Consider the following 24,954-nt stretch of genomic DNA (forward strand, 5'->3'; position numbering starts at 1 on the left):
CGTCATCCTCCTTTCGGGCCGGCGCCCGGGACGGGCTCCGCGCCTCGGGCCCGGCGCCAGTCGGCCAGAAACCGCTCGAGCCCCTGAGCCGTGAGCGGGTGCTCGATCAGCTTCATCAAGACGGCGTAGGGGACGGTGGCGATATGCGCCCCGGCCCGGGCCGCTCGGGCGACGTGCTCCGGGTGGCGGATGCTCGCGGCGATGACCTCGGTGTCGAGGTGGTGCCGCTCGAACACCTGCACGATGTCTTCGACGAGGGCGATGCCGTCGTGGCCGATATCGTCCAGACGGCCGACGAACGGCGAGACGTACGTCGCCCCGGCCCGGGCGGCGACGAGCGCCTGGTTCAGCGTAAAGACGAGGGTCACGTTCGTCGGGATGCCGAGGCGGGCGAGCCGATCCGTCGCCCGAAGCCCCTCTTTCGTGAGCGGCACCTTGATGACGACGTTCGGGCCGAGTTCAAAGAGCCGCTTCCCTTCCTCGACCATCCCGTCGGCGTCGGTGGCGATGACCTCGGCGCTCACGGGGCCGCTCACGATGCCGATGATCTCCTTGATGACGGTGTGAAAATCCCGCCCTTCCTTGGCCACGAGCGTCGGATTCGTCGTCACGCCGCTCAAGACGCCGAGGGCGTGGGCTTCCCGGATCTCCTCGATGTTGGCGGAATCCAAAAAGAGCTTCACCGACGCGCCCGGCTTCGCCGGGCTTCACCTCCCCGGTCAGGCTTTTCCGCTCGAACCGAAAAGCCGCATCTTCGCCCGGACGACCTCTCGCATCGCGTCCCGGGCCGGCCCCAGGTATTTGCGGGGGTCGTAGACGTCCGGCTTTTCGGCAAAGATCCGTTTGATCGTTTCGGTCATCGCGACCTGGTTTTCCGTGTTGACGTTGATCTTCCCGACGCCGAGGGCGATCGCCTGCCGAACGTCTTCTTCCGGCACGCCGGAGCCGCCGTGGAGGACGATCGGCGCCTCGATCGCCCGGGCGACCGCCTCGATGACGTGGAAGCGGATCTTCGGCCGCCCTTTGTAGATCCCGTGGGCCGTGCCGACGGAGATCGCCAGCGCGTCGACGCCCGTCTCTTCGAAGAAGCGGATCGCCTCCTCCGGCCGGGTGATCTGCGCCTCCTCGTCCTCGACCGAAAGGTCATCTTCGACGCCGCCGATTCGGCCGATCTCCCCTTCGACGGAGACGCCCATCGCGTGGGCCACCCGAACGATCTCCCGCGTCAGGCGGACGTTCTCTTCGAAGGGAAGATGCGAACCGTCGAACATGACCGACGTAAAGCCGGCCCGGATCGCCCGCATCACGCTTTCAAAGCTCGACCCGTGGTCGAGGTGGAGGACGACCGGGATGTCGCTTCCTTCCACCGCCGCCCGGGCCAGGGCCACGACGTAGCGCTCCCCCATGTACTTGAGGGCGCCTTCGCTCACGCCGAAGATCAACGGCGCCCGCTCGAGCTCCGCCGCCTCCATGATCGCCTGCACGAATTCGAGGTTGTTCATGTTAAATTGCCCGACGGCAAACCGCTCCCGCTTTGCCCGCCGCATGAGTTCCGTCATCGCAACGAGCGGCATCGCGCACCTTCTCCTCCCCACCGTCCCCGCGCTCGGCGCCGGCGGGGGTCGGCCCGATCCGATCCGGCGCCCGCCCGGGCGATCGGTCGATTGTGCCCTTATGATGATATCCTTATTATACAACAAAAATGGCCGCCTGATCGACCGGGCGGCGGATCGGCCAAAGACCGGTCCGGCGGGCCGGATCAGACGGCCGGCGAGAGATGCCGGGCCACCTCGTGCGAAAGCTCGGCGATGTCAAACGGCTTGGCGAGATACGTCTCGACGCCGAGGCGCCGCGCCTCGTGGATCTGCTCGACGTCCCCGTAGGCGGTCATGATGATCACCGGGACCTTTAACCCCTCGTTCCGCAAGGCGCGAAGCACCTCGAGGCCGCTTTGGCCCGGGAGCTTCATGTCCAGCAGGATGAGATCGAACGACCTCTGCTGCGCCCGGATGGCGCCGAGGGCTTCCCGGCCGTCCGCCGCCAGATGAACCGTATGCCCCTGGCGTTCGAGGATTTCCTTCAGCAGAAGGCGAATGCCCGCCTGATCGTCCACCACCAAGATGTCCGCCATCACCTTCCCTCCCTTCACCGCCGGCCGCCGGTCAGAATCAAACGCTTCCGAAAAGAATTATACCGCAAAAAGGAGCTTTCGGGTACGGCGGTGCGGGGGCAGGCGAAAAAAGCCGGCCGGTCACTGCGACCGGCCGGCCGCCCCTTTCGAAGTCGAAGGCGGTTCGGAAGCGGAAAAGCGATGCTCGAGGGCGGCGGCGAGAAACGCCCGGATGAGGGGGTTCGGGCGGTTGAGGCGGGAGGTGAATTCCGGATGATAGAGCGTCGCCACGTACCACGGGTGCGACGGAAGCTCGATCGCCTGCACCCGGCCCTGGCCGGTGGCGGCGACCCGAAGTTCGCCGCCGAACAGGACATCGGTGAGCGCCGGGTTCAGGGCGAACCGGTGCCGGACGCGCTCGACGCCCCCTTCGGCGTCGTATGCCGCTTGAAGGCGCGACCCCGGCGCGAAGGAAAGGGCGACGTTCCCAAGGCATAAGGCGCTCCGGGGATCTTCCCCCTCGGCCGCCGGGCGGACCGGAACGACGACCGCCGGGTCCGCCGCCGGATCGACCTCGACGCTCCCGGCCCGCGGGAAGCCGAGGACGTTCCGGGCGTATTCGACCGCCGCAAGCTGCATCCCGAGGCCGATGCCGAGAAACGGCACGCCCGTCTCCCGAGCGTAGCGGATCGCCCGGATCTTCCCCTCGGCGCCTCGATCGCCGGAGCCGCCGGGGACGAGGATGCCGGCGACGCCGGCCAGCGCCTCCGCCTCGCCGCCCGCCTCGAGGGCCTCCGCCGCCACCCAGCGCAGCCGGACCTCGGCGCCGAGGGCGCTTCCGGCGTGCTTCAGCGCTTCGACGAGGCTCAAGTAGGCGTCGTGAAGGGCGACGTACTTGCCGACGAGGGCGATCTCGACGGCCGTCTCCGGCCGCTTCAACCGTTCGACGAGCCGGGCCCACTCGGCGAGGTCCGCCGGCGGCGCCGTGAGGTGGAAATGGGCGAGGATCGCGTCGTCGAGCCCTTCTTTTTGGAGAAGGAGCGGCACTTCATACGGCGTTTCGGCGTCGACCGCCTCGACGACCGCCCGAGCATCGATGTCGGCAAAAAGGGCGATTTTTTCCTTGACCTCCGGCGGCAGCGATCGGTCCGCCCGGCAGACGATGATCGTCGGCTGGATGCCGATGCTCCGGAGTTCCTTGACGCTGTGCTGCGTCGGCTTCGTCTTGAGCTCGCCGGCGGCCTTGATGTACGGCACGAGCGTCACGTGGACGACCGCCGTCTTTCCGCGGCCGACCTCGTGCCGGATCTGCCGCACCGCCTCCAGAAACGGCAGCGACTCGATGTCGCCGACGGTGCCGCCGATCTCGGCGATGAGAAAATCCGGCCGGCTTTCGTCAACCAGGGCGTAGATGCGGCTTTTGATCTCGTTCGTCACGTGGGGGATGACCTGCACCGTCTCCCCCCGGTAGTCCCCGCGACGCTCCTTGGCGATGACGCTGGCGTAGATCTTCCCGGCGGTGACGCTGGAAAGGTGCGTGAGCTCGAGGTCGATGAACCGCTCGTAGTGGCCGAGGTCGAGGTCCGTCTCCGCCCCGTCCCCGGTGACGAACACCTCGCCGTGTTGGTAGGGGTTCATCGTGCCGGGATCGACGTTGATGTACGGGTCGAGCTTCATGATCGCCACCCGGAAGCCGCGGCTTTTCAGGAGGCGGCCGATGGAGGCGGCGGTGATGCCCTTCCCGAGGGACGAGGCGACGCCGCCGGTGACGAAGATGAAGCGGGTCGAACGTGGATCGTTCATGGCGCGCGCGGTCCTTTCCGTCCAAAATCCACCCAGAAATCCGCCAAAAAAAATAAAAGAAAAGCAAAAGCGCCCGCGGGGGCGTTTGCTTTTCCCGATGCCCTTCGCCTATTTTAGTCGTTTTCCTCGTCCTCCGCAAGCAGCTCGTCGCCGCCCAGAGGCTCGTCCTCGAGGGGATCGAGGTCGTCTAAGGCCTCGTCCAGCCCTTCGTCGTCGAGGAGTCCCTCGTCGTCGAGATCGAGGCGCTCCTCCTCTTCCTCGAGGCCGAGGCCCTCTTCCTCCTCGCCGAGGACGTCGAGCTCCTCGTCGAGCTCGTCGCCGATGAGGGCGAGATACTGGGCGCCGTCTTCATACTGCTCCGTCGGGTACCAGGCCTTAAGCCCCCACTCGCCGTCGCTCAAGCTCACGAAGCGGCCGTCGGTATTGAGGTCGGTGTAAAACTGGACGAGCCAGCGGTCGTGTTCTTCCGGCGGAAACCCCTTGAGCTCCGCGATGCGGCGAAACAGCTCGCGAAAGTTGAGCGCCGAGCCGTGCTCCAAAAGCAGGCGATGGGCGAGGTCGATCATCGCCGTCTCCCGGACGTCTTCCGCTTCCACGCGGCTGCCTGTCATCGGCATCCCTCCGCTTTTTCATTCTATCCGCAAGCGCCGGGCCGTCAATCCTCCGCCGGCCGGACGTCTGACGGCCCCACCGCAGCGGGCCGTCCCTCCGACGGCCGGCCGCTTTCCGCCGGGACGCCGAGCTCGCCCAGAAGGAGCCGCGTCTGGGTGGCGATAAATCGCTCGATCGAATATTTTTTGCGAAGCGCCCAGCGGCGAAACGCCCACATCTCCGCCAGGACAACGATGTTTTCCGCCATGAGGTCGATGTCCTCCTCGGCGATGCGAAACACCCCTTGCGCCCGGCCGGCCCGAAGCAGGCGGGCGAAGAAGGCGACGATCTCCGCCTCCCGCCGGAGGACGTCCTTGAGCGCCTCCGGAAGGAGCGACTTCGATTCCTGATAGATGAGGAGCACCTCGTCGTCCATGGCGTCGACGACCCGGATGAGCCGCTCGATGGCCAGCCTAAGGAGCGCATCCGGCGGCGCCTCGAGCGCCTCCAGCGGCTCTAACCCTTCCCGCATCCGGGCGTTGATGTCATAGCAGACGAGGTAGAGGACGTCTTCCTTGGACGAGATGTACTCGTACAGCGTGCCGATGCTGAAGCGGGACGCCTGGGCGATCTCCCGGGTCGTCGTCCGGTGAAACCCTTTTTCGATAAACAGGCGGACGGCGGCCCGGACGATCTGCTCCCGGCGCATCTCCACCAGCCGTTCGTCCTTGACGAACGTCGGGATGTCCTTCGGGCCGCTCACGGCCACCCCCCCTTTGTGGTCGGACGCCCGCCGCGGGCGATGCCCGCCGGGCCTCGGTCGCCCGTCGACCGCGCCGGACGACGGGCGTCAGTCGACCCGGACGAGGACGGCGTCGCCCTGGGCGGAGCCGCTGCAGATGGCGGCGATGCCGTAGCCGCCGCCCCGGCGCCGAAGCTCCCGGATGAGCGTCAGGAGAATCCGGGCGCCGCTTGCGCCGATCGGGTGCCCGAGGGCGACGGCGCCGCCGTTCGGATTGAGGCGATGGGCGAAGTCCTCGTCGGTCAGGCCCAAAAGCCGCCCGGAGATGATCGGCACCGCGGCGAACGCCTCGTTGATCTCGATGACGGCGATGTCGGACAGGCGAAGGCCGGTCTTTTGGAGCAACCGCTCGATCGCCCGGGCGGGGGCGGTGGCGATGTACGGCGCCTCTTCCGCCACCTGGGCGTAGCCGACGAGACGGGCCAGCGGACGCACCCCCCGCTCCGCCGCCGCCTCGCCGCTCATGAGGACGAGGGCGGCGGCGCCGTCGTTCACCCCGGGGGCGTTCCCGGCGGTGATCGTCCCGTCGGCGTCGAAGACCGGCGCAAGCGCCCGGAGCTTTTCGAGACTCGTGTCCGGCCGCGGCGCCTCATCCCGCTCGACCCGGACCGTGCCCCCCTTCGGCTGCGGGACGGCGACCGGGACGATCTCTTCGGCGAACTTCCCTTCCTCCGTCGCCCGCACCGCCCGGCGGTGGCTTTCGAGGGCGAAGGCGTCCTGCGCTTCCCGGCTCACGCGGTACTCCCGCGCGACGCGGTTCGTGTGCTGGGCCATGTGGACGCCGTGGAAGGCGCACGTGAGCCCGTCGTAGACCATCAGGTCGAGGAGCACCCCGTCGCCCATCCGGAGGCCTTCCCGGGCCCGGGGGACAGCGTACGGTACGTTCGACATCGACTCCATGCCGCCGGCGACGACGACGTCGGCGTCGCCGGCCTTGATGCTCTGGGCGCCCAGGGTGACGGCCTTGAGCCCCGAGGCGCACACTTTGTTCACCGTCACCGACGGCGTCGACCACGGAAGCCCCGCCAGGCGGGCCGCCTGCCGAGACGGGATCTGGCCGGCGCCGGCGGTGAGCACCATGCCCATGAGCACTTCGTCGACGTCGGCGCCGTCCACGCCGGCCTCCTCGAGGGCGGCCCGAATCGCCGCGGCCCCGAGCTCGACGGCCCTTAAGGGCTTGAGCGCCCCCTGAAAGCGACCGAACGGCGTCCGCTTCCCGGCGACGATGACGACTTCCCGCATCGCAAATGCCTCCTTCCTCTCGTCCCGTGCTCCCCATCCCGCCTTCCGGCCCGGCGGGCGGACCGGACGCTCCCGGGGCGTTTGCCGCACGGACCGCCGCCTGGCCGGGTGTCCGGCCCGTCCGAGGGCTTAAGCGGCGCCTAGGAGACCCGGGCTTCCGCCTCCGGCGCTTCGTCCAAAAGCCCGAGGGAGCGGGCAAGGAGCTCGACGACGTCGTACGCTTCCGCCTCCGCCTCTTTTTGCTTGAGACCGTCTTCCATCATCGTCAGGCAGTACGGGCAGGCGCTCGCGATGAGGCCGGCGCCGGTCTTAAGGGCCTGCTCCGTCCGAAGGAGGTTGACGCGGATCCCCTCCCGCTCCTCCATCCACATGAGGCCGCCGCCGGCGCCGCAGCACATGGCGTTTTCCCGGCTCCGATCCATCTCCACGAGCCGAACGCCGGGGATCGCCCGGAGGATCCGCCGCGGCGCATCGAAGATGCCGTTGTAGCGGCCGAGATAGCACGAGTCGTGATACGTCACCGTCTTTTCGACGGGTCGGGTCGGGACGAGCTTCCCTTCGTCGATCAGCCGGGCGAGAAGCTCCGTGTGGTGGACGACCTCCCCCTGCCAGCCGAAGTCGGGATATTCGTTTTTAAAGACATTATAGGCGTGCGGATCGAACGTGAGAATCTTTTTGACGCCGTAGCGCTCGAAGAGGCGGACGTTTTCCTCGGCGAGCTGCTGGAACAAAAATTCGTTCCCGAGCCGCCGGACGGTGTCGCCGGAGTTTTTCTCTTCTTCCCCGAGGACGGCGAAGTTTACGCCGGCGTGGTTTAAGATTTTCACCAGCGCCCGGGTGATCTTCGTGCTCCGGGCGTCGTACGAGCCCATCGAGCCGACCCAGAGGAGATATTCGAAGTCGGGGTTTTCCTTCACCGTCGGCGCGATGCCGGCCTCCGCCTGCTTCCGCCAGGCGAGGCGCTCCGATTTGCTGATCCCCCACGGGTTGTACTGCCGTTCGATGTTCTGCATGGCCCGGGCGGCCTCCGGCGGCATCGACCCTTCGGTCATGACGAGGTAGCGCCGGAGGTCGATGATCTTGTCGACGTGTTCGTTCATCACCGGGCACTGGTCCTCGCAGTTCCGGCACGTCGTGCAGGCCCAGATCTCCGCCTCGCTGATGACGTCGCCGGCGAGGCGCCGGGCGAACACCTCCTCCCGGAGCGCTTCGTCGCCCCGGGCGAGGCGGACGCCCCGGGTGGTCGCAAAAAGCGCCTCCGGCAGCCACGGCGAGCGGGAAGTGACGGCGGCGCCCTTTTCCGTGAGATGGTCCCGGAGCTTGACGATGAGGTGCATCGGCGAAAGGGCCTTTCCGGTGTTCGACGCCGGGCACATGCTCGTGCAGCGGCCGCATTCGACGCAGGCGTACAGGTCGAGGAGCTGCTTCTGGGTGAAATCTTCGATCTTCGCCGCGCCGAACGTCTCCGCCGTCTCGTCGCTGAAGTCGATGGGCCGGAGCTTCGACGGCGGGCCGAGACGCCGGAGATACGTGTTCACCGGCGCCATAATGAGGTGCATGTGCTTCGACTGCGGGATGTAGACGAGGAAGGCGAGGAGATCGAGGAGGTGCAGCCACCAGGCGGCGTAAAAGGCCCCGGTCGCCGCCGACGGGCTCATGCCGGGGAAAAGGGCGGCGACGGCGCTCGCGACGGGCCGGTACGGGTCCCAGGCGAGGCCGTGCATCCGGAGCTCGAAGGCGCCGGAGAGCATGAGGGAGAGGAGGAGGACCCCGAGAAAAATGTAGACGAGGCCGGCCTTGAGCGTCGGCTCGAGCCGCCAGAGCCGCTCAATATAGCGCCGGTAGACGGCAAAAAGGAGCGCGATGAGCACCAAAAAGACCGTCACGTCCTGCAGCCAGAGAAAGCCGGGGTAAAACGGCACCGGAAGGTGCATCCCCGGGACGAGCCCCTTGAGAAAGAGGTCGATCGCCCCGAACTGGATGATGATGAAGCCGTAGAAAAAGACGACGTGCATCAGCCCGCTCTTCCGGTCCTTGAGGAGCTTCTTCTGGCCGAAGACGTAGCGGACAAAGCCCCGGATCCGCTCGCCCCGGTCGCCGGGAAGCGCTTCCGGCCGGCCGAGCCGGATGAAAGCGATTCGGGCGGCCAGGAGCCGGGCAAACAGCCAGACGGCGTAGCCGGTGACGAGGACAAACAGGAGGGCGTTCACCACGAGCCACATCGCCGGTCGATCCCGCCTTTCTGCCGAATGAATGAGCATTCGCTCAAAGTTGTGCTTCTATTATAGCACACTCCGGCGGCGGGACCAAAAGCCGATCAAAAGCTCCCGGACGATCTTCGCGGCGAGAACGGCCGTCCGCTCGGTCGGATCGTACGCCGGCGCCACTTCGACGAGGTCGGCGCCGACGAGGCGGACGCCGGCGGCGGCGAGGCGCCGGAGGGCGGAAAAAAGCTCCGCCGGCGATATCCCGTCCGGCTCCGGCGTCCCGGTCCCCGGGGCGTAGGCCGGGTCGAGGGCGTCGATGTCCACGGTGAGGTAGACCGGCCGGCCGGCGAGCTCCGGGAGGACCGCTTCGAGCGGCTCCGCGAGGGCAAAGGGGAAAAAGCGGAGTTCGGATCGGGCCGCCCGGAACTCCTCCGCCGTGCCGGAGCGGACGGCAAACGAAAAGACGCGCCCGCCGCCGACCGCCTCGGCGATCCGTCGGATGACCGTCGCGTGGGACAGGACCTCCCCTTCGTACGCCTCCCGGTAGTCGGCGTGGGCGTCGATGTGGACGACGGCGAGGTCGGGGTACCGGCGGCGGACCGCCCGAACGAGGGGAAGACTCACGAGATGTTCGCCGCCCAGGGCGAACGGGACCTTCCCCGCCGCGACGAGGCCGGCGGCGACCGCCTCGAGCCGCTCGAGGGCGAGGGCGGTGTTCCCAAACGGCAGGGCGACGTCGCCGGCGTCGGCATACAGGACGTCGGCGAGGTCACCGTCCAGGGCGGGGCTGTACGTCTCGAGGACGACCGACGCCCGGCGGATCGCCTCGGGGCCGAAGCGGGCGCCGGGGCGGAAGCTCACCGTCCAGTCCATCGGGGCGCCGAAGAGGACGACGGCGGCCTCCGCCTCCCCCTTCGACCCGAGGAAGCGGCGGCCGGATTCGGCCTCGGGGACGATCATCGGCCGCCCTCCCCGCCGGCCGGCGCGCCGGAGGCGAGGGCCGTCTCCCCGCCGGCGGCGGCGAAACCGTCGGCGAGCAGCCGCTCGACGAACCGCGGCAGGGCGAACGCCGCCCGGTGGATGGCCGGCGTGTAGTACCGGGTGTCGAGGTCGGGGATCCGCTCCGGCGGCACCGCGAGGGGATCGTGCCGCAGGGAACCGAGCGTAAACGTCCAGAGGCCGCTCGGGTACGTCGGGATGTTGGCCACGTACAGCCGGGCGAGGGGAAACGTCCCGGCGATGGCGGCGAACGTCTTTTGCACGAGGGCCGGCTTGAACCACGGGTTGTCCGTCTGGGCGACGAAAAGCCCCTCCGGCCGGAGCGCCTTTTTGATGCCGGCATAAAAGCCCGCCTCAAAGAGCCGCACCGCCGGCCCGACCGGCTCCGTCGAGTCGACGAGGATGACGTCGTAGGCGGCTTCGGCCCGGGCGATGTGCTCGAAGCCGTCGCCGATCGTGATCCGGACCCGGGGATCGTCGAGGGCGCCAGCGATCGACGGCAGATACCGCCGGGACGCCTCGACGACCGCCCGATCGACCTCCACCAGGACGACTTCTTCCACGGCCGGGTGCTTGAGCACCTCCCGGACGGCGCCGCCGTCCCCGCCGCCGACGACGAGCACCCGCCGCGGCGCCGGATGGGTGACGAGGGCCGGATGAACGATCATCTCGTGGTAGACGAACTCGTCCCGCTCCGTCGTCATGACCATGCCGTCCAAGACGAGCATCGTGCCGAACGCCTCCGTCTCCAGGACGTCGAGGCGCTGGTACGGCGTCGTCTCGCTGTGAAGCGCCCGCCGGATGCGGGCGGTGATGCCGAAGCCTTCGGTCTGATGTTCGGTAAACCAGAGCTCCACGGTCCCGACCTCGCTCTCGTGAAAATCGCCCGGCCCTGCCGGGCTTTCAGAGCGATTATAATCGTTTCGCCCGCCGGCGCAAGGGCCCGGCGGCGCCCCGGTCGCCGAAGAAAAAGCGGCCGATGTCGCCGGGCGAAACGGCGGCCGCCGGACGGATCCGCCGCCGGACGTATGACCGGCGCCGCCGCCTCCCATACTGGAAAAAGAAGGCGACTTGGCAGGACAGGTTTGGACCGGAAAGAAGGGAAGCGCGTGCGGCGGCTTTTCGGCATCGCCCGCTGGATCGCCAGGCTGATCGGGCTCGTCGGGTTCGGGCTCGCCGGGGTCGTCGTTTTTCTTTACGTGAACACCGGACCGCTTCCGCCGCCGGAGCGGCCGGGCATCGACTGGCGGTTTCGCGACGGGACGCCCCTTCCGGGCGGGGACGCGCCGGTCGAGGTGCCCCTTTCGGCGATCAGCCCGGCGCTCATCGAGGCGACGCTGGCGGTGGAAGATCGGCGGTTTTACCGGCATTTCGGCCTCGACCCGATCCGCATCGCCGGCGCCCTCGTCCACAACCTCCGGGCGGGTCGCCTGATTGAAGGCGGGAGCACGATCACCCAGCAGCTCGCCCGGAACGCCTATTTGAGCCACGAGCGGACGTGGAGCCGGAAGCTCCGGGAGGCGGTTTTGGCCCTCAAGCTCGAGCGGACGCTGACGAAGGAAGCCATTCTCGAACGGTACTTGAACACGATCTACTACGGCAACGGCGCCTACGGCGTCGAGGCGGCGGCCCGGCTTTACTTCGGCAAATCGGCCGCCGAACTCACCCTCCCCGAGGCGGCGCTCCTCGCCGGCATCCCCAAAGGGCCGGCACTCTACGAGCCGTTCGGTCACCCGGAGGCGGCGCTGGCCCGGCGGCGGGAGGTGCTCCGGGCGATGGTCGACGCCGGCACCCTCTCGCCGGAAGAGGCGGCCCGGGCCGCCGAGGCGCCGCTGGCCCTCGTCCGGCGCAAACAGGCGCCGGACCTTTACGGCTACGCCCGGGAGGCGGCCGTCCGGTTTCTCGAGGCCGAGCTTGGCCTCCCCCGGGCCGTCCAGCCGTACGCCGGGCTCACGGTGACCCTCACCCTGGACCCGAAGGCGATGCAGGCCGCCGAAGCCGCCCTCGCCCGGCGCCTCCCTGCCGGCGACGCCGACGGCCTCACGGCGGCGATCGTCGCCGCCGATCCGGCGGACGGCGGCATCCGGGCGCTCGTCGGCGGCCGAGACTTTCGCACCGAACCGTTCGACCGGACCGCCGCCCGCCGGCCTCCGGGGTCGGCCTTCAAGCCGATCGTCTACCTCGCCGCCCTCGAGGCCGGCATGACGCCGCTTTCCGTCGTCGACTCCAAACCGACGGTCTTCGTCTACGACGGCGGTCGGACGTACGCGCCGAAAAATTACGGCGACCGTTACTACGGCCCGATCACGATGCTCCGGGCCGTCAAGCGCTCCGACAACATTTACGCCGTCTCGGCCCTCATGGCCGCCAGCGCCGAGGCGGTCGTCCGGCGAGCGCACGACCTCGGCATCCGATCCCCGCTTCCGGCGGTTCCGGCCCTCGCCCTCGGCGCGCAGGGGGTGACGCCCCTCGAGCTCGCCGAGGCGTACACCACCCTCGCCGCCGGCGGCCTCCATGCGCCGCTTCACCTCGTCGAGCGGGTGGAAACGAAAGACGGCCGGGTCCTCTACGAGGCCCGGCCGAAGCGGGAGCTGGCGGCCGATCCGGCGACGGTCTTCGTCCTCACCCGGCTTTTGGAGGGCGTCTTCGACGTCGGCGAAACGCCGGAAGCGATGGGGACGGCGGCCCTCATCGCCGCCGACATCCGCCGTCCTGTCGCGGGAAAATCCGGCACGACGGCGACCGACGCCTGGATGGCAGGCTACACGCCGGATCTTGCCGTCGTCGTCTGGGTCGGTCGGGACGACGCCCGGCCGATCGACGATCGGATCGCCGGTCCGATCGCCAAGCATCTGTTTGCGGACGTGCTGGAGGGGGCGCTTCAGAACGTCCCGCCGCACCTGTTTCCGATCCCGGACGGCGTCGCCGCCGCTTACGTCGACGAAGCGAGCGGGCGGGCGACGTGCGGCCGGGGAACGCTCGTCTATTTCGTCCGGGGCACCGAACCGCCGGCACCGTGCGGCCTTGTGGCAGGCTCCGGGCCGGCCGAACGGGAAGGCCGGCCGCCGGCTCCTCCGGCCGGGCGGCGTGCATCGCTCATCGACCGGCTTCGGCAGCTGTTCGGCGACCCGATCCCCGGGCGCTAGCCTCCGGCGCCGGCGGCGCTTCCTCCCGGGCGCCGGGCCGTTTCGCCGCCTTTGGCTTCAGCCGGCGACGGCGGCGGAAAAGACGGCGTAGGCGGCGCCGACGAGGCCGGCGTCGTTCCCGAGGGCGGCCCGGCGAATGTCGACCGCCGCCCGGTGCGCCGGCAGGGCGTGGGCCGAAAAGGCCGCCCTCATCGCCGGCCGGAAGAGGGCCTCCGCCGACGCCAACCCGCCGCCGAGGAGGATTAAGGCGGGGTTCAACGCGTTCGCCAGCCCGGCCAAAGCGAGGCCGAGAAAGCGGCCGACGCGGTCGAAGGCCGCCCGGGCGACCGCGTCGCCGGCTTCCGCCGCCTGGGCGATCGCCACCGGGGAGAGGGGGCGGCCCGCCAGCGCCGACGGCTCCCCCCGGCGGAGGGCCGCCTCGACGTGCCGGACGAGGGCCGTCGCCGACGCTTCCGTCTCCAGGCAGCCGACGGCGCCGCAGCCGCAGCGGGCGCCGGCCGGATGGACCGGAAGGTGGCCGATCTCGCCGGCCAGGCCCCGCGCCCCCCGGAGGAGGCGGCCGCCGCTCAAGACGGCGCCGCCGACGCCGGTGCCGAGCGTGACGAGGAGGACGTCGTCGACGCCCCGGGCGGCGCCCCGCCACCGCTCCCCGAGGAGGGCGGCCCGGGCGTCATTTTCCAGCGCCACCGGCCACGGCAGCGCCTCGGCGAACAGCGCGCCGGCCGGGACGTCGGCCCAGCCGAGGTTCGGGGCGAGGGAGACGGTCTTTGTCTCCGGATCGACAAGGCCCGGGATGCCGATGCCGACGCCGGCGAGGGCCGGGGCGGCCTCTCCGGCGAGGAGCGCCTGAAGCCCTTCGGCGATGGCGGCGACAACCGCCGGAGGGCCGCCGGCTTTCGGCGTCGAGCGCTCGTGCCGGAGGACGATGTCGCCCGCTTCGCTCACAAGGCCAAACTTGATCGACGTGCCGCCGAGATCGACGGCGAGGGCGTAGCGCATCGTGTCCCTTCTTTCTCGGTCAGCCTGGGTCAGCCTTTCGGACGGAGGGCAGACGTTCGGAGACCGGGGGGCGTTCCCCGGCGAAGGCCGGCCCGCGCCGCGGCGCCGGGCGCTACAGACCGTAGCGGGCCCGAAGGGCCGAAAAGGCCGCCTCCACCACCGCCTCCAGGGGCGCCCCGGCGTCGACGACGATAAACCGTTCCGGGGCCTCCCGGGCCAGCCGGAGGTAGCCGTCCCGGACGCGCCGGTGAAAGGCCGGCGGCCGGCGGTCGAAGCGGCTCGCCGCCCGGCGCCGATCGGCGGCCAGGCGCCGGAGCGCCTCGTCCGGATCGAGGTCCAAGAGGACGGTGACCGCCGGAAAGTAATCCCCGACGGCAAACGCATTGATCGCCCGGACCGCCTCGAGGCCGGCACCGCCGACGAGCCCCTGGTAGACGAGCGAGGAGTCGATGTAGCGGTCGACGAGGACGAAGCGCCCGGCGGCGAGCGCCGGCGCGATGATCTCCCGGACGTGAAGCCGGCGGGCGGCCGCAAAGAGAAGGGCTTCGGCGCCGGCGTCGAGCGCCTCCCCGGCCTCGTCCAGGAGGAGGGCGCGGATCTTCTCCGCCAGGGGCACGCCGCCCGGCTCCCGGGTCCGCACGACAGCGTGGCCGAGGGCCTGAAGGCGCGCCGCCAGCCGTTCGGCGACGGTCGTCTTGCCGGCCCCTTCGATCCCTTCCAGCGCGATCAGCCGCTCATGGACGGTAATCGCCGACGCCTCCTTTGGTCCCTTGTCCGATCATCCCAATTCATTTTATTATAGCATAAGAATTCGGCCGCCGGCGATGGTCCGGTCGGCCTAACGGAGTCGTCGCGATGTCGCCCGATCGGGTTTTCCCTCTGGCCGCCGGGCAGAAGGGGCCGGACGACGATCCGGCGCTGGACGCCTGGCGGGCCTTTTTTGAGGCGGGCGATCCCCGGCCGCCGGTTCGCCCGACGGTGCTCGCCCTCTGGCGGGCTTACGCCGGGCAGGATGTCGCCGGAGAGCCGCTTCGGCGCTACGATGTCGCCTCCCCTGCGCCCGGCTTCGGCCGCCTGCTCGACGCCGCCGCCCGCGCCGCCGAGGAACGCCTTGCGGCGGCGTGGCGGCCGTTTTGGCTCATCGCCGACGCCGCCGGGCGCGTGCTCGCGGTCTCGCCGGCCGATCACCCCCTCACCCGACGGCCGTACGGCCTCCGGCCGGGCCTGAAGCGGGGGGGATCGTATCCGCCGACGGCGCTCGACGCTGCCCTTAAGCGGGAGCGGGCCGCCTGGCTCGTCGGCGCCGAACACCCGCACCGGCTGTTCCACCGGTGGACGAGCCTCGCCGGCCCGGCGGTCTCGGGTTCAGAGGCGGACTTCGGCGCCCCGGGCGGCGCCGCCTTCCTCGAGCTGATGCTCGGCCGCGAGGCGCCGGTCGACCGGGCGCTCGACGCCTGGGCCGTCGCCCATCGGGCGCTTGTTCGGGCCGCCGCCCCCGCCGATCGGGCCACCGCCCTCGCTCGGGACGTCGCCGACCGGCTTCGGAACCCGCTGGCCACGGTGATGGGGTACTTCGCCGCCCATCCCGAAGCCCTCTCCCCGCCGTGGCGGGCGCCGGTCGCCGAAGCGCTTCAGGCGATGCAGGTGACGCTCGACCGCATGACGCTGGTCTACGCGCCGGAGGCACCCAGGCCTGAGGCCCTCGTCCTTCTCCCGGCGCTTGAGCGCTGGCGGGCGAAGCGGCCGGACCCGGAGGCGGTGGCCGTAAGCGGCGAAGGGAAGCGGCCGGCGTGGGTGGACCGCCGGCAGCTTCTTGCCGCCCTCGATCTCCTCACCGACGCCGTCCGGGACGTCTCGCCGGACCCCCTCCGGATCACGGTGGCCGAGGAAGGGCGGGGGCTTGTGATCCGCCTTCCCGCCGCGCCGGCCGGCGGAGCGGTCCGGGAGGCGGTCGGCGCCCTCCGGCGGCTGGTCGCCGCCTGCGGCGGCACCTCCGCCCTCGTCGGGGAGGGCGGCGGGCTCCTCCGCCTTTCGTTTCCGCCGCCGCCGGATCCCGACGCGACCCGTCGGGCGGCGTTCAGTCGTCGGTGACGCGGGTGAGGACGTCGAAGCGGTCGCCGGCCGCCCGCAGGCGCTCGCTCCCGCCGAGGACGGCGATCCGGCCGTGGGCGAGGACGTCCCGGACAAGCGGCGCGAGGCGGCGGATGTCCTCCGGCGTCGTGGCGAGGATCTCCGCCCGCTCGGCGTTGAGGGTCGCCTCGTCGAGGCCGGCAAGATAGAGGTAGTCGCCCCGCTCGCCTTTCATCGCCGGCGTCAGGGGCCGGTCGAGGCGGCTTACGGTGCCCAGGATGAGCTTGGTCATCTCCCGCCCGTCGGCGGAAAACCGCTCGATGAAGGCCGGCGCCTCGTCGAAGACGGCCAGCGTCTCGTCGAGGTGCGGATCGCGGTAAGAGGCGAAGGCCACGTTCCCGCTCCGGTCGAAGGTGACGAAGCTCCCGTAGGCGCCCCCCTGGACCCGGACGCGATTCCACAGGTAGTCGTAGGTAAGGAGCGTCCGGAGCACTTCCAGCCGGCCGGTGTACCCGTAGCCGAGGGCCCGGAAGTTATACCCCTTGGCGACGTACTGGACCTTTGCCGCCGAAAGAAGGCCTTCGCTCCTCAGGCGGCCGACCTCCGGCGGCGGCGCCGGCCGGGGCGGCGTACCTTCCGGCAGGGCCTCAAGGAAGGCGGCGTACGCCGCCCGATACGCCGGGGCGCCGTCCGGATCGACGGTGACCGAGCCGAGGAGGGCGGCCCGGCGGACGGTCCGGTGCAGGAGGCCGTCCAGCCCCTCGACGACGTCCCGAAATGCCCGCTCATCCTTGAGCCAGCCTTTGAGAGCGTGAAAATAAGCGATGCCGCCGGTAAGATCCCGGACCTTGGCCGCCGGCGAAAAGAGGGCGAGCATCCGCCCCGCCGCGACGAGGTGGCCTCGGTCGTACAGGCTCATTTCGAGGCGGGAGGCCTGTTCGTCGAAAAGCTCCCGGACCCGCCGGACGTGATCGAAGCGGCTTTCGGTGAGGATTTCCCGGACGAGGGCGAGCGCCTCGGGCAGCTTCGGCCGAAGCGCCTTGAAGCGGACGACGAGGTACGGCGTATAGCCCGAGCCGTCCGCCCGCTCGATCGTCTCGACCGACGCCCGGAAGCCGCCGGTGGCGAGGTCAAGGGCGGTGGCGAGTTCGCCGTACGTCCGCCGGCGGGTGTCTATGCGGCCGAGGAGGGCGCTTAAGGCCGACAGCCGGGGAAGGTCCTCCGGGGCGACGTCGGCGAGGGAAAGATAGAGGCTGCCGTAGACGACGCCGTTCGTCGGCAGCGCGTGCACGAGAAGCGTCGTCCCGGCGACCGTCTCCGCCGCCGTCGGAATCGGCTCGACGGTCTTCGGCACCTCGTCGAGGGAGAGGATCGGAATCGCCTTTAAGGCTTCCGGATCGTCCGGCGTCGTCTGGCGCCGAAGAAGCGCTTCCGTCTCGGCGATGAGGGCTGCCTTTTCCGCTTCGGAGAGAGACGCTTTCCGCTCGGCAAGGGTTTTTTCGAGGGCCGCCTGCTTTTCTTCCTCGAGCCCGGGCGTCGCCTCGAGGGCGAGTCGGACCCGATGCTCGTTGGCAAGAAGCCGCGTCCGGAGGAGCCGCTCGAAGTAGCCGTGGGGCGCCTCCCGCTTGATCGTCTCCAGGGCCGGTTCCCAGCGGAGCGGCGCCAGCGGGTCGCCGTCGTAAAGCCACGTCGTGAGGGCGGAAAGGAGATAGACGAGCCCCTTCGGGTAACCGCGAAAATCCGCCTCCCGGAGCTGGAATTCTTTCCGGGCGATCGCCCCCTCGACGAGCTTCGGCGGAAGCCCCGCCGCCGCAAAGCGCGAAAGCATTTCCCGGACGGCCGCATCGAACCGCTCGAGATCCTCCCGCCGGGCGCCCTTGGCGACGACGGCAAACAGGGGCTGCCGGAGCGCCGGCTCGTAGAGGCCGAAGACGTCCCGGCCGAAGCCCGCCCGGAGGAGGGCCTCTTTGAGGGGCGCCGCCGGGCTGTCGAGGAGGATGTAGCTCAGGATGTCGAAGGCGAGGGCCGTCTCGACGTCAAGGGCGTCGTGGGCGGCGAAGCCGACGGCGAGAAAATCCTTGCCGGTCGGGTCGTCCCCCGCCGGGATCGCGTACGGCGCGCGAACCGTCTTGGCGGTGGCAAAGGGCATCTGGCGGAGCGGGGCGGCGCCTGCTGGCCGGCGGCCGAACGCCGCGAGGTAGTCGTCGGCGAGCTTTTTGAGCGCCGCCTTAAGGTCGAGGTCGCCGTAAAAGAAGAAATACGCGTTGGACGGATGGTAATACGTGTCGTGAAAGCGGACGAACTCCTCCTGCGTGAGCGTCGGGATGACGTCGGGGTCGCCGCCGGCGTCGAAACGGTACGGCGTATCCGGATAAAGGGCGCTCTGGAGCGCCTGGTAGAGGACGCCCTCCGGCGAGGAGTAGGCGCCCTTCATCTCGTTGTAGACGACGCCCCGGATGAGAAGGGGGTCTTCCGGCCGGCGGAGTTCGTAGTGCCAGCCTTCCTGTTTTAAAATCATCGGATCGTTTTTGAGGTTGGGGAAAAACACCGCGTCGAGGTAGACGTCCATCAGGTTCCAGAGGTCTTTTTCGTTCCGGCTTGCGACGGGGTAGACGGTCTTGTCCGGATAGGTCATCGCGTTCAAAAACGTATTCAGCGATCCCTTCGCCAGCTCGACGAACGGCTCCTTGAGGGGGTACTTCCGAGAGCCGTTCAACACCGAATGTTCGAGGATGTGCGGCAGGCCGTTGGACGAGGCCGGCGGGGTGCGGAAGGCGACGGCGAACACTTTGTTGTCGTCGTCGGCCAGGAGGGCCAGCACCCGCGCCCCGGTCGGCCGGTGCACGAGCCGGAGGGCCAGCGCCGGGATCTCTTCGACCGTCTCCTCGGCTTCGAGGACGAAGCCGGCCCACTCGGCCGGCCAGTCGATCGGCTGCATGCGTCCACCCCTTTTCCTCATCGCGGTGGCGTCGATCATAGTGTGAACGGAAAGGTTTGCCTTATGCCTCCGCAGCGCCCCGGCGACCGACGGGAGGAAAAAGAGGCCGCGCCCGGCCGGACCCCGGACGGCGGGCTCCGTCAGGCGTCCGGTTCCGCCGCCTCTCCCGGCTCCGGCGCCGCCGCGTGGGGCCGGATGCGGGTCTGAAAGCGGCTCCGGCGGCCGCCGTCTTCCGCCGGCGGATCGGCCGCCTTTTTCCGAACCGTTCCCGTCAGGGACGCCCCTTCTTCCACCGCGAGGACGGCGTACTCCACCGTCCCCTCGATGTCGGCGGTCCGCTCGAGGACGAGCGCTTCCGCGACGAACAGATCCCCGCGAACCTTGCCGGCGATGTGGGCTTCCCGGGCCCGGACCGTCCCGTGCACCTGTCCGGTGGCGCCGATCGCGAGCGCCCCCTCGACGGTGACGTCGCCTTCGACGGTGCCGTCGATCCGGACCGCCGCGGTGGCGAACAGATGGCCTTCGAGCCGCGTGCCGGCGTCGATGACCGTCATGCCCGCCGGCGACTCAGTCCTGGGCTTCTCCCGCTTCCACACGGATCTCCCCTCCCAGATACGGCGCCGGGTCGACCGGGCGGCCGTAGCGGCGCACTTCGTAGTGCAGATGCGGTCCGGTGCTCCGGCCGGTGTTTCCCATGCGGCCGATGACCGCCCCTTTGTCCACCGTTTCGCCGACCCGGACGGCGATCGCCGACAGGTGGGCGTACACCGTCGAGAGCCCCCCTCCGTGGTCGATCTCGACCATCAGGCCGTAGCCGCCGTCCCGTCCGGCAAAGACGACCGTCCCCTTCGCCGTCGCGACGACCGGCGTCCCGACGGCATTGGCAAAATCGACGCCTTCGTGAAAACGCTGCGTTCGCGTAAACGGATCCGGGCGAAAGCCGAACCCGCTCGTCACCCGGCCGGCCGCCGGGGCGATGTCCGGCGTCCGGCGCAAGCGTTCCCGATACGCTTCGACTTCCGCCGCCGTCTCCTCGATCGCCGCCCCCTGGGCGGCGGCCGCCTTTTCGAGGGCGGAAAGCCCCCGCTCCGCCGCCTCGACGAGCGCCGAAGCCGGCGGCGCGCCGGCCGCGAGCGGCCGGGCGGTGAGGGCGGCGATCCGGGCCGTCTCCCGCTTGGCCGCGAGGAAGACCGCCTGCCCCTTCGCGGGCGCCTTCGAAGTCGGCGGCGCGATCGATTTCAACCGTTCGTCGTTCGTTTCGACGGTTTCTTCCAGCCGGCGAAGCCGCTCGAAAAGCTCCTCATACCGGCTCCGGAGGGTGCGGTTTTCATCCCGCAGACGATTCGACTCTTCCGCCGCCTGCCGGACCGCCTGCCGGCTTTCGCCCCGGACGGCTTCGAGCCGCGCCTCGGCCGCCAAAAGCGCCTGCCGGCTCCAGACGAACGCCAACACGGCCAGGGTGAAGCCGAGCCAAAAAAGCGCGACCCCGCCCAGCGCCAGGGCCAGCATCCAGCCGCGGAGGCGGACGTGGCGGATCTCGCCGGCATCCCCCGGGACGATCTGCACGTGCCACGGCCGGCCGAGGCGCCGGACGAGCGCCTTCAGGCGTCTCATCGAGCTCCTCCTTCCCAAACGGAAGGAGTTCGACAAAAAAAGAAAGACTCCTTCCCGGAGAAGGAGTCTTTTTTTGCAAGATGGATCGACCGGCGCCGATCCGTCGTCCCGCGCCGCCGCCGGGCGTCATCCCTCCCGGGCCGCTTCGGCCACGAGCGCCTCGAGAGCGATCTCGACCATCTGCCGAAACGTCCGTTCCCGTTCTTCGGCCGTCGTCTCCTCCCGGGTGACGAGATGATCGCTCACCGTGAGGACCGAAAGCGCCTGGGCCCGGAACTTGTGGGCGAGGGTGTAGAGGGCCGCCGTCTCCATCTCCACCGCCAGCGTGCCGTAGGCGATGAGCGCCTGAAGCGGCCGGTCGTCGTCGGCGTAGAAGCTGTCGGTCGTAAAGACGTTGCCGATCTTCACCGGCACGCCGAGAGCGCGGGCCGCGGCATCCGCCGTCTGAAGCAGCCGGAAGTCGGCCGTCGGGGCGTAATCGATCCCGTAAAACCGGAGCCGGTTCATCTGCGAGTCCGTCGCCGCGCCGATGGCGAGGACGACGTCCCGGAGCTTGAGCTCCGGCTGGAGCGCCCCGCACGTGCCGACGCGGATGAGGCGCCGGGCGCCGTAGTCGCGGAGAAGCTCGTGGACGTAGATCGAGATGGACGGCATTCCCATGCCCGTCCCTTGGACCGACACCGGCACCCCCTTGTACGTCCCGGTGTAGCCGAACATGTTCCGCACCCGGCTGTACTGAACGGCGCCTTCGAGGTACGTCTCGGCGATCATCTTCGCCCGGAGGGGATCGCCGGGGAGCAGCACGTTCGGCGCGATCGCCCCGGGCTCGGCCCCGATGTGAATGCTCAAGCCCCTGCCTCCTTTCCCTCCGGCGGCCCGCCGGCGCCTGGCGCCGGAGCGCCGCCCCCTTGAAGGTAATCAAGCGCCGCCTCCGCCGCCCGGCGACCGCTTTCGGCGACGTCGGGGAGCCCGACGCCGTCATAAGCGCTCCCGGCGACGAAGATGCCGGGAAGCGTCCTTTCGAGGGCCGCCCGGAGCGCCGAGAGGCGCTCCCGGTGGCCGACGCCGTACGCCGGCATCGCCGCCCGCCACCGGCTGACGAGGACGCCCGCCGGGGGCCGGCGGACGCCGGACGTCTCCTGGAGAAACGAAAGCGCCGCCGCCTCGAGCTCGGCATCGGTGAGCCGCTCGGCGACGTCGGTCGTGGCGTCGCCGAAGTAGACGCGAAAAAGCGCCCCGCCCGGCGGCGTCGTATGGGGCCACTTGCGCGTCGTCCAGGTCACGGCGGTGATCGCCGGCCGCCCGTCCCGGGCGACGACAAACCCCGACCCCGGCGGGAGCGCCGAGAGGGCGGCCGCTTCGGTCCAGACGGCGACGTTCGCCACCGAGGCGTACGGCGTCCCCGCTTCGAGGGGCAAAAACGCCTCTCCCGCCGGCCCCAAAAGCGCCCGGGCCGCCGCCGCCGGCACCGCCAAGATGACCGCCTCGGCCCGGATCGCCTCGCCGCCCTCCAGGGCGACGGCGTACGCCGACCCCTCCTTCCGGATCGCCACGGCGCCGCGGCCGGCGATGAGGCGGGCGCCCCCGGCGGCGAGGGCGGTCGTCAGCGCCTCGACGACGGTCAAAAGGCCGCGCCGGAAGCTCACGAACGTCGAGCTTTGGACCGCCTCCGGCCACGGGGGATCGATCGCCGGCGGCCGCTCCCGGGGCCCGGCGAGCATCGCCCGGAGCAGGCTCCCGTGGCGGGCTTCGAGGGCCTTCAGGTGCGGAAACGTCGCCAGGACGCTCAGCCGGTCCACGTCTCCGGCGTAGATGCCGGAAAGGAGCGGGCCGGCGAGGCGATCCGTCACCTCCCGGCCAAAGCGGCGGGTCAAAAAGGCGCCGAGGGCCTCATCGCCGGCCGGGCCCCGGGGGAGAAAAAGCTCGAGGGCCGCCCGGGCCTTTCCCCGAAGGCTCAGGAGGCCCGTCCGGACGAGCGGCCCGAGCCGGGTCGGGATGCCCGTCGCCATTCCTTCCGGGAGCGGGTGCAGACGGCCGCGGAAGAAGACGTACGCCCCGCGGCCCTCGGGCCCGGTGCCGACCGCCTCGCCGTCCAAGCCGAGGGCGGCGACGAGCCGCCGGGCGGCCGGCTTCCGGGCAAGGAACGAATCCGGTCCCCGCTCGATGACGTAGCCGTCCCGGCGGACGGTGTCGATCTTGCCGCCGAACCGCGGCGAGCGCTCGACGACGACGACCTCCGGCAACCGCTCGGCCGGAAGGCGCCACGGCGCGCCGGCAGCCGGCGACAGGGCGTACGCCGCCGCGAGGCCGGCGAGCCCGCCGCCGACGACGACGACCCGCGTCACGCCTCCCACGCCCTGAGCGCGGCCTCGATCCGATCGGCGAGAAGGCCGATGAAGCGCGGATCATCGTCCGGCATCCGAATGCGCCGGACGTCGAGGCCGAGCCGCTCCCCTTCGGCCCGGGCCTCGATGTCGAGGTCGTAGAGGATTTCGAGGTGTTCCGTCACAAACCCGATCGGAGCGACGAGGACGCCCCCGTAGCCTTCGGCCCGAAGGGCCGGCAGCACCTCCAGGATGTCCGGCCCGAGCCACGGCTCCGGCGTCTGCCCGGCGCTCTGGAAGGCAAACGTCCAGTCGGCGACGCCGGCGGCGTCGGCGACGAGCCGGCTCGTCGCGAGGAGTTCCGCCTCGTACGGGTCATTCATCGCCCGGACGCGCGCCGGCAGGCTGTGGGCGGAAAAGACGACCTTCACCTTCGACGCCGGCGGAAAGGCCCGGAGCGCCTCGACTACCCGATCCCGGAAGAGGGCGATGAGGGCCGGATCGTCGCCGTAGCGCTCGATAAAGCGGGCGGCAAGTCCGGCGGCGTCGGCCGCCTTTTGGGCGCGGGCGAAGTACTCGCCGACCGACAGAGCCGAATAATGCGGGGCGAGCACCAGGCCGACAACCCGCCGCACGCCGGCGGCCCGAAGGGCCTCGACGCCGTCTTCGATGAACGGCGGGGCGTGCTTGAGGCCGAGCCGGACGACCATCTCCCCCGGACGGCGGGCTTCCAGGACGTCCGTGAGCGCCCGAACCTGCCGTTCGGTGTTTTCCCGGAGAGGAAACGTGCCGCCGATCGCCCGGTAGCGGCGTTCGAGATCGTGAAGCTCCGCCTCCGACGGTCGGCGGCCGCGGCGGATGTGGGTGTAGTACGCTTCGATTTCCGCAAAGCTCCGGGGCGTGCCGTAGGCCATGACGAGCACGCCGATCGGCTCCTTCACCGCGCTTCACCTCGCTCCGGCCCATCCCCGGCTCCGGCCGAAGGCCCCCCGACCGCCGGCGGTCCGCCGGCCGCCGAACCTTCGCCGACCCGCCGGCCGGCGAGGCGCTCGGCCGAATATTCCTGGACGGTGGCGACGAGGTCCCGCACCGCCTCGAGCTCCGCCTCGGGGTAGAGGCCGTGGCCGAGGTTGAAGATAAACCCCGGCGCCTGAAGGCCCGCGTCGACGACCGTCCGGGCGTAGGCCCGACGGACGTCCGGCGGCGCCTCCAGCCAGAGGGGATCGTAGTTCCCCTGCAGGGCAAACCGGCCGTCCAGGCGGCGATTGGCCTCGGCCAGGGGCACCCGCCAGTCGACGCCGACGACGTCGATCGCAAGCGAGCGGAGAAGCGGCAAAAGCTCGCCGGAGGCGACGCCGGGAAAATAGATCTTCACCGCCGGCCGGCCCGCCAGAGCCTGAAAGATGCGCCGGACGTACGGCAGCGCATACCGCTCGTAGTCGACCGGCGCCAGGTGCCCGGCCCAGGAATCAAACAGCTGCACCGCATCGGCGCCGGCGTCGAGCTGCGCCTCGAGGTAGCGGACGGTCATGGCGGTGAGCGCTTCCATGAGCTCGGTCCACACGTCCGGGGCCCGCAGCATGAGCCGCTTCGTCTCCCGGTACGTCCGGGTCGGACGCCCCTCGATGAGGTAGCTCGCCAGCGTAAACGGCCCGCCGGCAAAGCCGATCAGGGGCACGGAAAGCGATCGTTTGACGAGCCGGATCGCCTCGAACACGCCGGCGACCGCCGCCGGATCAAAGGCGCCGAGGGCCCGGACGTCCTCGGTGGAGCGGATCGGCCGCTCGACGACCGGGCCCACGCCGGCGACGATGTCGTACGAAAGGCCCACGCCTTCGACCGGCGTCATGATGTCGGCGTAGAGGATGGCGGCGTCGACGCCGAGCTTTTTCACCGGAAGGGCGGTGATCTCCGCCGCCACCTCCGGAAGGCGGGCGATGTCCTTGAACGAAAGGCGGCCTTTCAAGGCGTGATACTCCGGGTCGTACCGCCCGGCCTGGCGCATGAACCAGACCGGCGTCCGGTCGACCGGCACCTTCCGGGCGGCCCGGAGAAAGCGATCGTTCATCGCAATCGGCCCGTCGCTCCTTTCTCCGTCCGCCCCTTATC

20 protein-coding genes and 1 pseudogene are annotated in these 24,954 nt (G+C 70.1%); 2 read left to right on the top strand and 19 right to left on the bottom strand.

The annotated features are described in order from the left end of the window. Nucleotides 1–2: 2 nt before the first annotated feature. From fsa to speE, 10 genes and pseudogenes are all read right to left on the bottom strand, one after another. The gene (gene fsa / locus K2M58_RS12175) at nucleotides 3–683 is read right to left on the bottom strand and encodes a fructose-6-phosphate aldolase (protein WP_066201490.1); all 681 of its coding nucleotides are present in this window, start codon (nucleotides 681–683) and stop codon (nucleotides 3–5) included. Nucleotides 684–719: 36 nt separating this feature from the next. Further along, nucleotides 720–1,574 carry a class II fructose-1,6-bisphosphate aldolase gene (fba, locus tag K2M58_RS12180; protein ID WP_220677755.1) on the bottom strand — a complete coding sequence of 285 codons (855 nt, stop codon included), beginning with the start codon at nucleotides 1,572–1,574 and terminating at the stop codon, nucleotides 720–722. A gap of 185 nt (nucleotides 1,575–1,759) precedes the next feature. Further along, the gene (locus K2M58_RS12185) at nucleotides 1,760–2,131 is read right to left on the bottom strand and encodes a response regulator (protein ID WP_220677756.1); all 372 of its coding nucleotides are present in this window, start codon (nucleotides 2,129–2,131) and stop codon (nucleotides 1,760–1,762) included. A 120-nt stretch (nucleotides 2,132–2,251) separates the two neighbouring features. After that, nucleotides 2,252–3,913 carry a CTP synthase gene (locus K2M58_RS12190; RefSeq protein WP_220677757.1) on the bottom strand — a complete coding sequence of 554 codons (1,662 nt, stop codon included), beginning with the start codon at nucleotides 3,911–3,913 and terminating at the stop codon, nucleotides 2,252–2,254. Nucleotides 3,914–4,026: 113 nt separating this feature from the next. Further along, nucleotides 4,027–4,524, bottom strand: a complete 498-nt coding sequence (rpoE, locus tag K2M58_RS12195; protein ID WP_220677758.1) for a DNA-directed RNA polymerase subunit delta — start codon at nucleotides 4,522–4,524, stop codon at nucleotides 4,027–4,029. 44 nt (nucleotides 4,525–4,568) lie between these two features. Continuing rightward, nucleotides 4,569–5,267: a TetR/AcrR family transcriptional regulator gene (locus K2M58_RS12200; protein ID WP_252393486.1), complete on the bottom strand. Its 699-nt coding sequence runs from the start codon at nucleotides 5,265–5,267 to the stop codon at nucleotides 4,569–4,571. Between the two features lie 87 nt (nucleotides 5,268–5,354). Continuing rightward, nucleotides 5,355–6,548 (bottom strand): acetyl-CoA C-acetyltransferase, encoded by a 1,194-nt coding sequence (locus K2M58_RS12205; RefSeq protein ID WP_220677759.1) that lies wholly within the window; start codon nucleotides 6,546–6,548, stop codon nucleotides 5,355–5,357. Between the two features lie 140 nt (nucleotides 6,549–6,688). Further along, on the bottom strand, nucleotides 6,689–8,770 hold the full coding sequence (locus K2M58_RS12210) for a (Fe-S)-binding protein (protein WP_252393487.1): 2,082 nt from the start codon (nucleotides 8,768–8,770) through the stop codon (nucleotides 6,689–6,691). Nucleotides 8,771–8,830: 60 nt separating this feature from the next. After that, nucleotides 8,831–9,715, bottom strand: coding sequence for an agmatinase (gene speB, locus K2M58_RS12215; protein ID WP_220677761.1), 885 nt, complete (start codon nucleotides 9,713–9,715; stop codon nucleotides 8,831–8,833). A 74-nt stretch (nucleotides 9,716–9,789) separates the two neighbouring features. Continuing rightward, nucleotides 9,790–10,611: pseudogene (gene speE, locus K2M58_RS12220) on the bottom strand (polyamine aminopropyltransferase); the annotation flags it as partial. A 252-nt stretch (nucleotides 10,612–10,863) separates the two neighbouring features. On the opposite strand from speE, the gene K2M58_RS12225 reads away from it, so the two are divergent. Then, nucleotides 10,864–12,900: a transglycosylase domain-containing protein gene (locus tag K2M58_RS12225; protein ID WP_220677763.1), complete on the top strand. Its 2,037-nt coding sequence runs from the start codon at nucleotides 10,864–10,866 to the stop codon at nucleotides 12,898–12,900. Between the two features lie 57 nt (nucleotides 12,901–12,957). Here the strand turns inward: K2M58_RS12225 and K2M58_RS12230 are convergent, their stop codons facing one another. Together K2M58_RS12230 and tmk are read right to left on the bottom strand one after the other, a co-directional pair. Further along, a complete protein-coding gene (locus K2M58_RS12230; RefSeq protein ID WP_220677764.1) occupies nucleotides 12,958–13,899 on the bottom strand; it encodes an ROK family protein in 942 nt (313 codons plus the stop codon). A gap of 112 nt (nucleotides 13,900–14,011) precedes the next feature. Beyond that, nucleotides 14,012–14,647, bottom strand: a complete 636-nt coding sequence (gene tmk, locus K2M58_RS12235) for a dTMP kinase (RefSeq protein WP_354667538.1) — start codon at nucleotides 14,645–14,647, stop codon at nucleotides 14,012–14,014. A gap of 107 nt (nucleotides 14,648–14,754) precedes the next feature. On the opposite strand from tmk, the gene K2M58_RS12240 reads away from it, so the two are divergent. Beyond that, a complete protein-coding gene (locus tag K2M58_RS12240; protein ID WP_220677765.1) occupies nucleotides 14,755–15,990 on the top strand; it encodes a hypothetical protein in 1,236 nt (411 codons plus the stop codon). On the opposite strand, the gene K2M58_RS12245 is transcribed toward K2M58_RS12240, so the two are convergent. The 7 genes from K2M58_RS12245 to hemE form a co-directional block, all read right to left on the bottom strand. Next, complete coding sequence (locus K2M58_RS12245) at nucleotides 15,977–18,907, bottom strand: insulinase family protein (RefSeq protein WP_220677766.1); 2,931 nt, start codon at nucleotides 18,905–18,907, stop codon at nucleotides 15,977–15,979. The two genes, K2M58_RS12240 and K2M58_RS12245, sit on opposite strands and share 14 nt — an antisense overlap. A 140-nt stretch (nucleotides 18,908–19,047) precedes the next feature. Then, nucleotides 19,048–19,503, bottom strand: coding sequence for a bactofilin family protein (locus tag K2M58_RS12250; RefSeq protein WP_156423454.1), 456 nt, complete (start codon nucleotides 19,501–19,503; stop codon nucleotides 19,048–19,050). Next, on the bottom strand, nucleotides 19,475–20,521 hold the full coding sequence (locus K2M58_RS12255) for a M23 family metallopeptidase (protein WP_220677767.1): 1,047 nt from the start codon (nucleotides 20,519–20,521) through the stop codon (nucleotides 19,475–19,477). The genes K2M58_RS12250 and K2M58_RS12255 overlap by 29 nt, the downstream gene beginning before the upstream one ends. Nucleotides 20,522–20,647: 126 nt before the next feature. Beyond that, a complete protein-coding gene (deoD, locus tag K2M58_RS12260; protein ID WP_220677768.1) occupies nucleotides 20,648–21,370 on the bottom strand; it encodes a purine-nucleoside phosphorylase in 723 nt (240 codons plus the stop codon). Then, complete coding sequence (hemG, locus tag K2M58_RS12265; protein WP_220677769.1) at nucleotides 21,367–22,866, bottom strand: protoporphyrinogen oxidase; 1,500 nt, start codon at nucleotides 22,864–22,866, stop codon at nucleotides 21,367–21,369. Before hemG ends, deoD begins: the two co-directional genes overlap by 4 nt. Next, entirely contained in the window at nucleotides 22,863–23,786 is a 924-nt protein-coding gene (gene hemH / locus K2M58_RS12270) for a ferrochelatase (protein WP_220677770.1), read from the bottom strand. Before hemH ends, hemG begins: the two co-directional genes overlap by 4 nt. Beyond that, nucleotides 23,783–24,913 (bottom strand): uroporphyrinogen decarboxylase, encoded by a 1,131-nt coding sequence (gene hemE, locus K2M58_RS12275; protein ID WP_354667522.1) that lies wholly within the window; start codon nucleotides 24,911–24,913, stop codon nucleotides 23,783–23,785. Before hemE ends, hemH begins: the two co-directional genes overlap by 4 nt. Between the last annotated feature and the right edge of the window lie 41 nt (nucleotides 24,914–24,954).

Source organism: Hydrogenibacillus sp. N12 (genome assembly GCF_019645935.1).
GTDB lineage: Bacteria > Bacillota > Bacilli > Thermicanales > DSM-22653 > Hydrogenibacillus > Hydrogenibacillus schlegelii.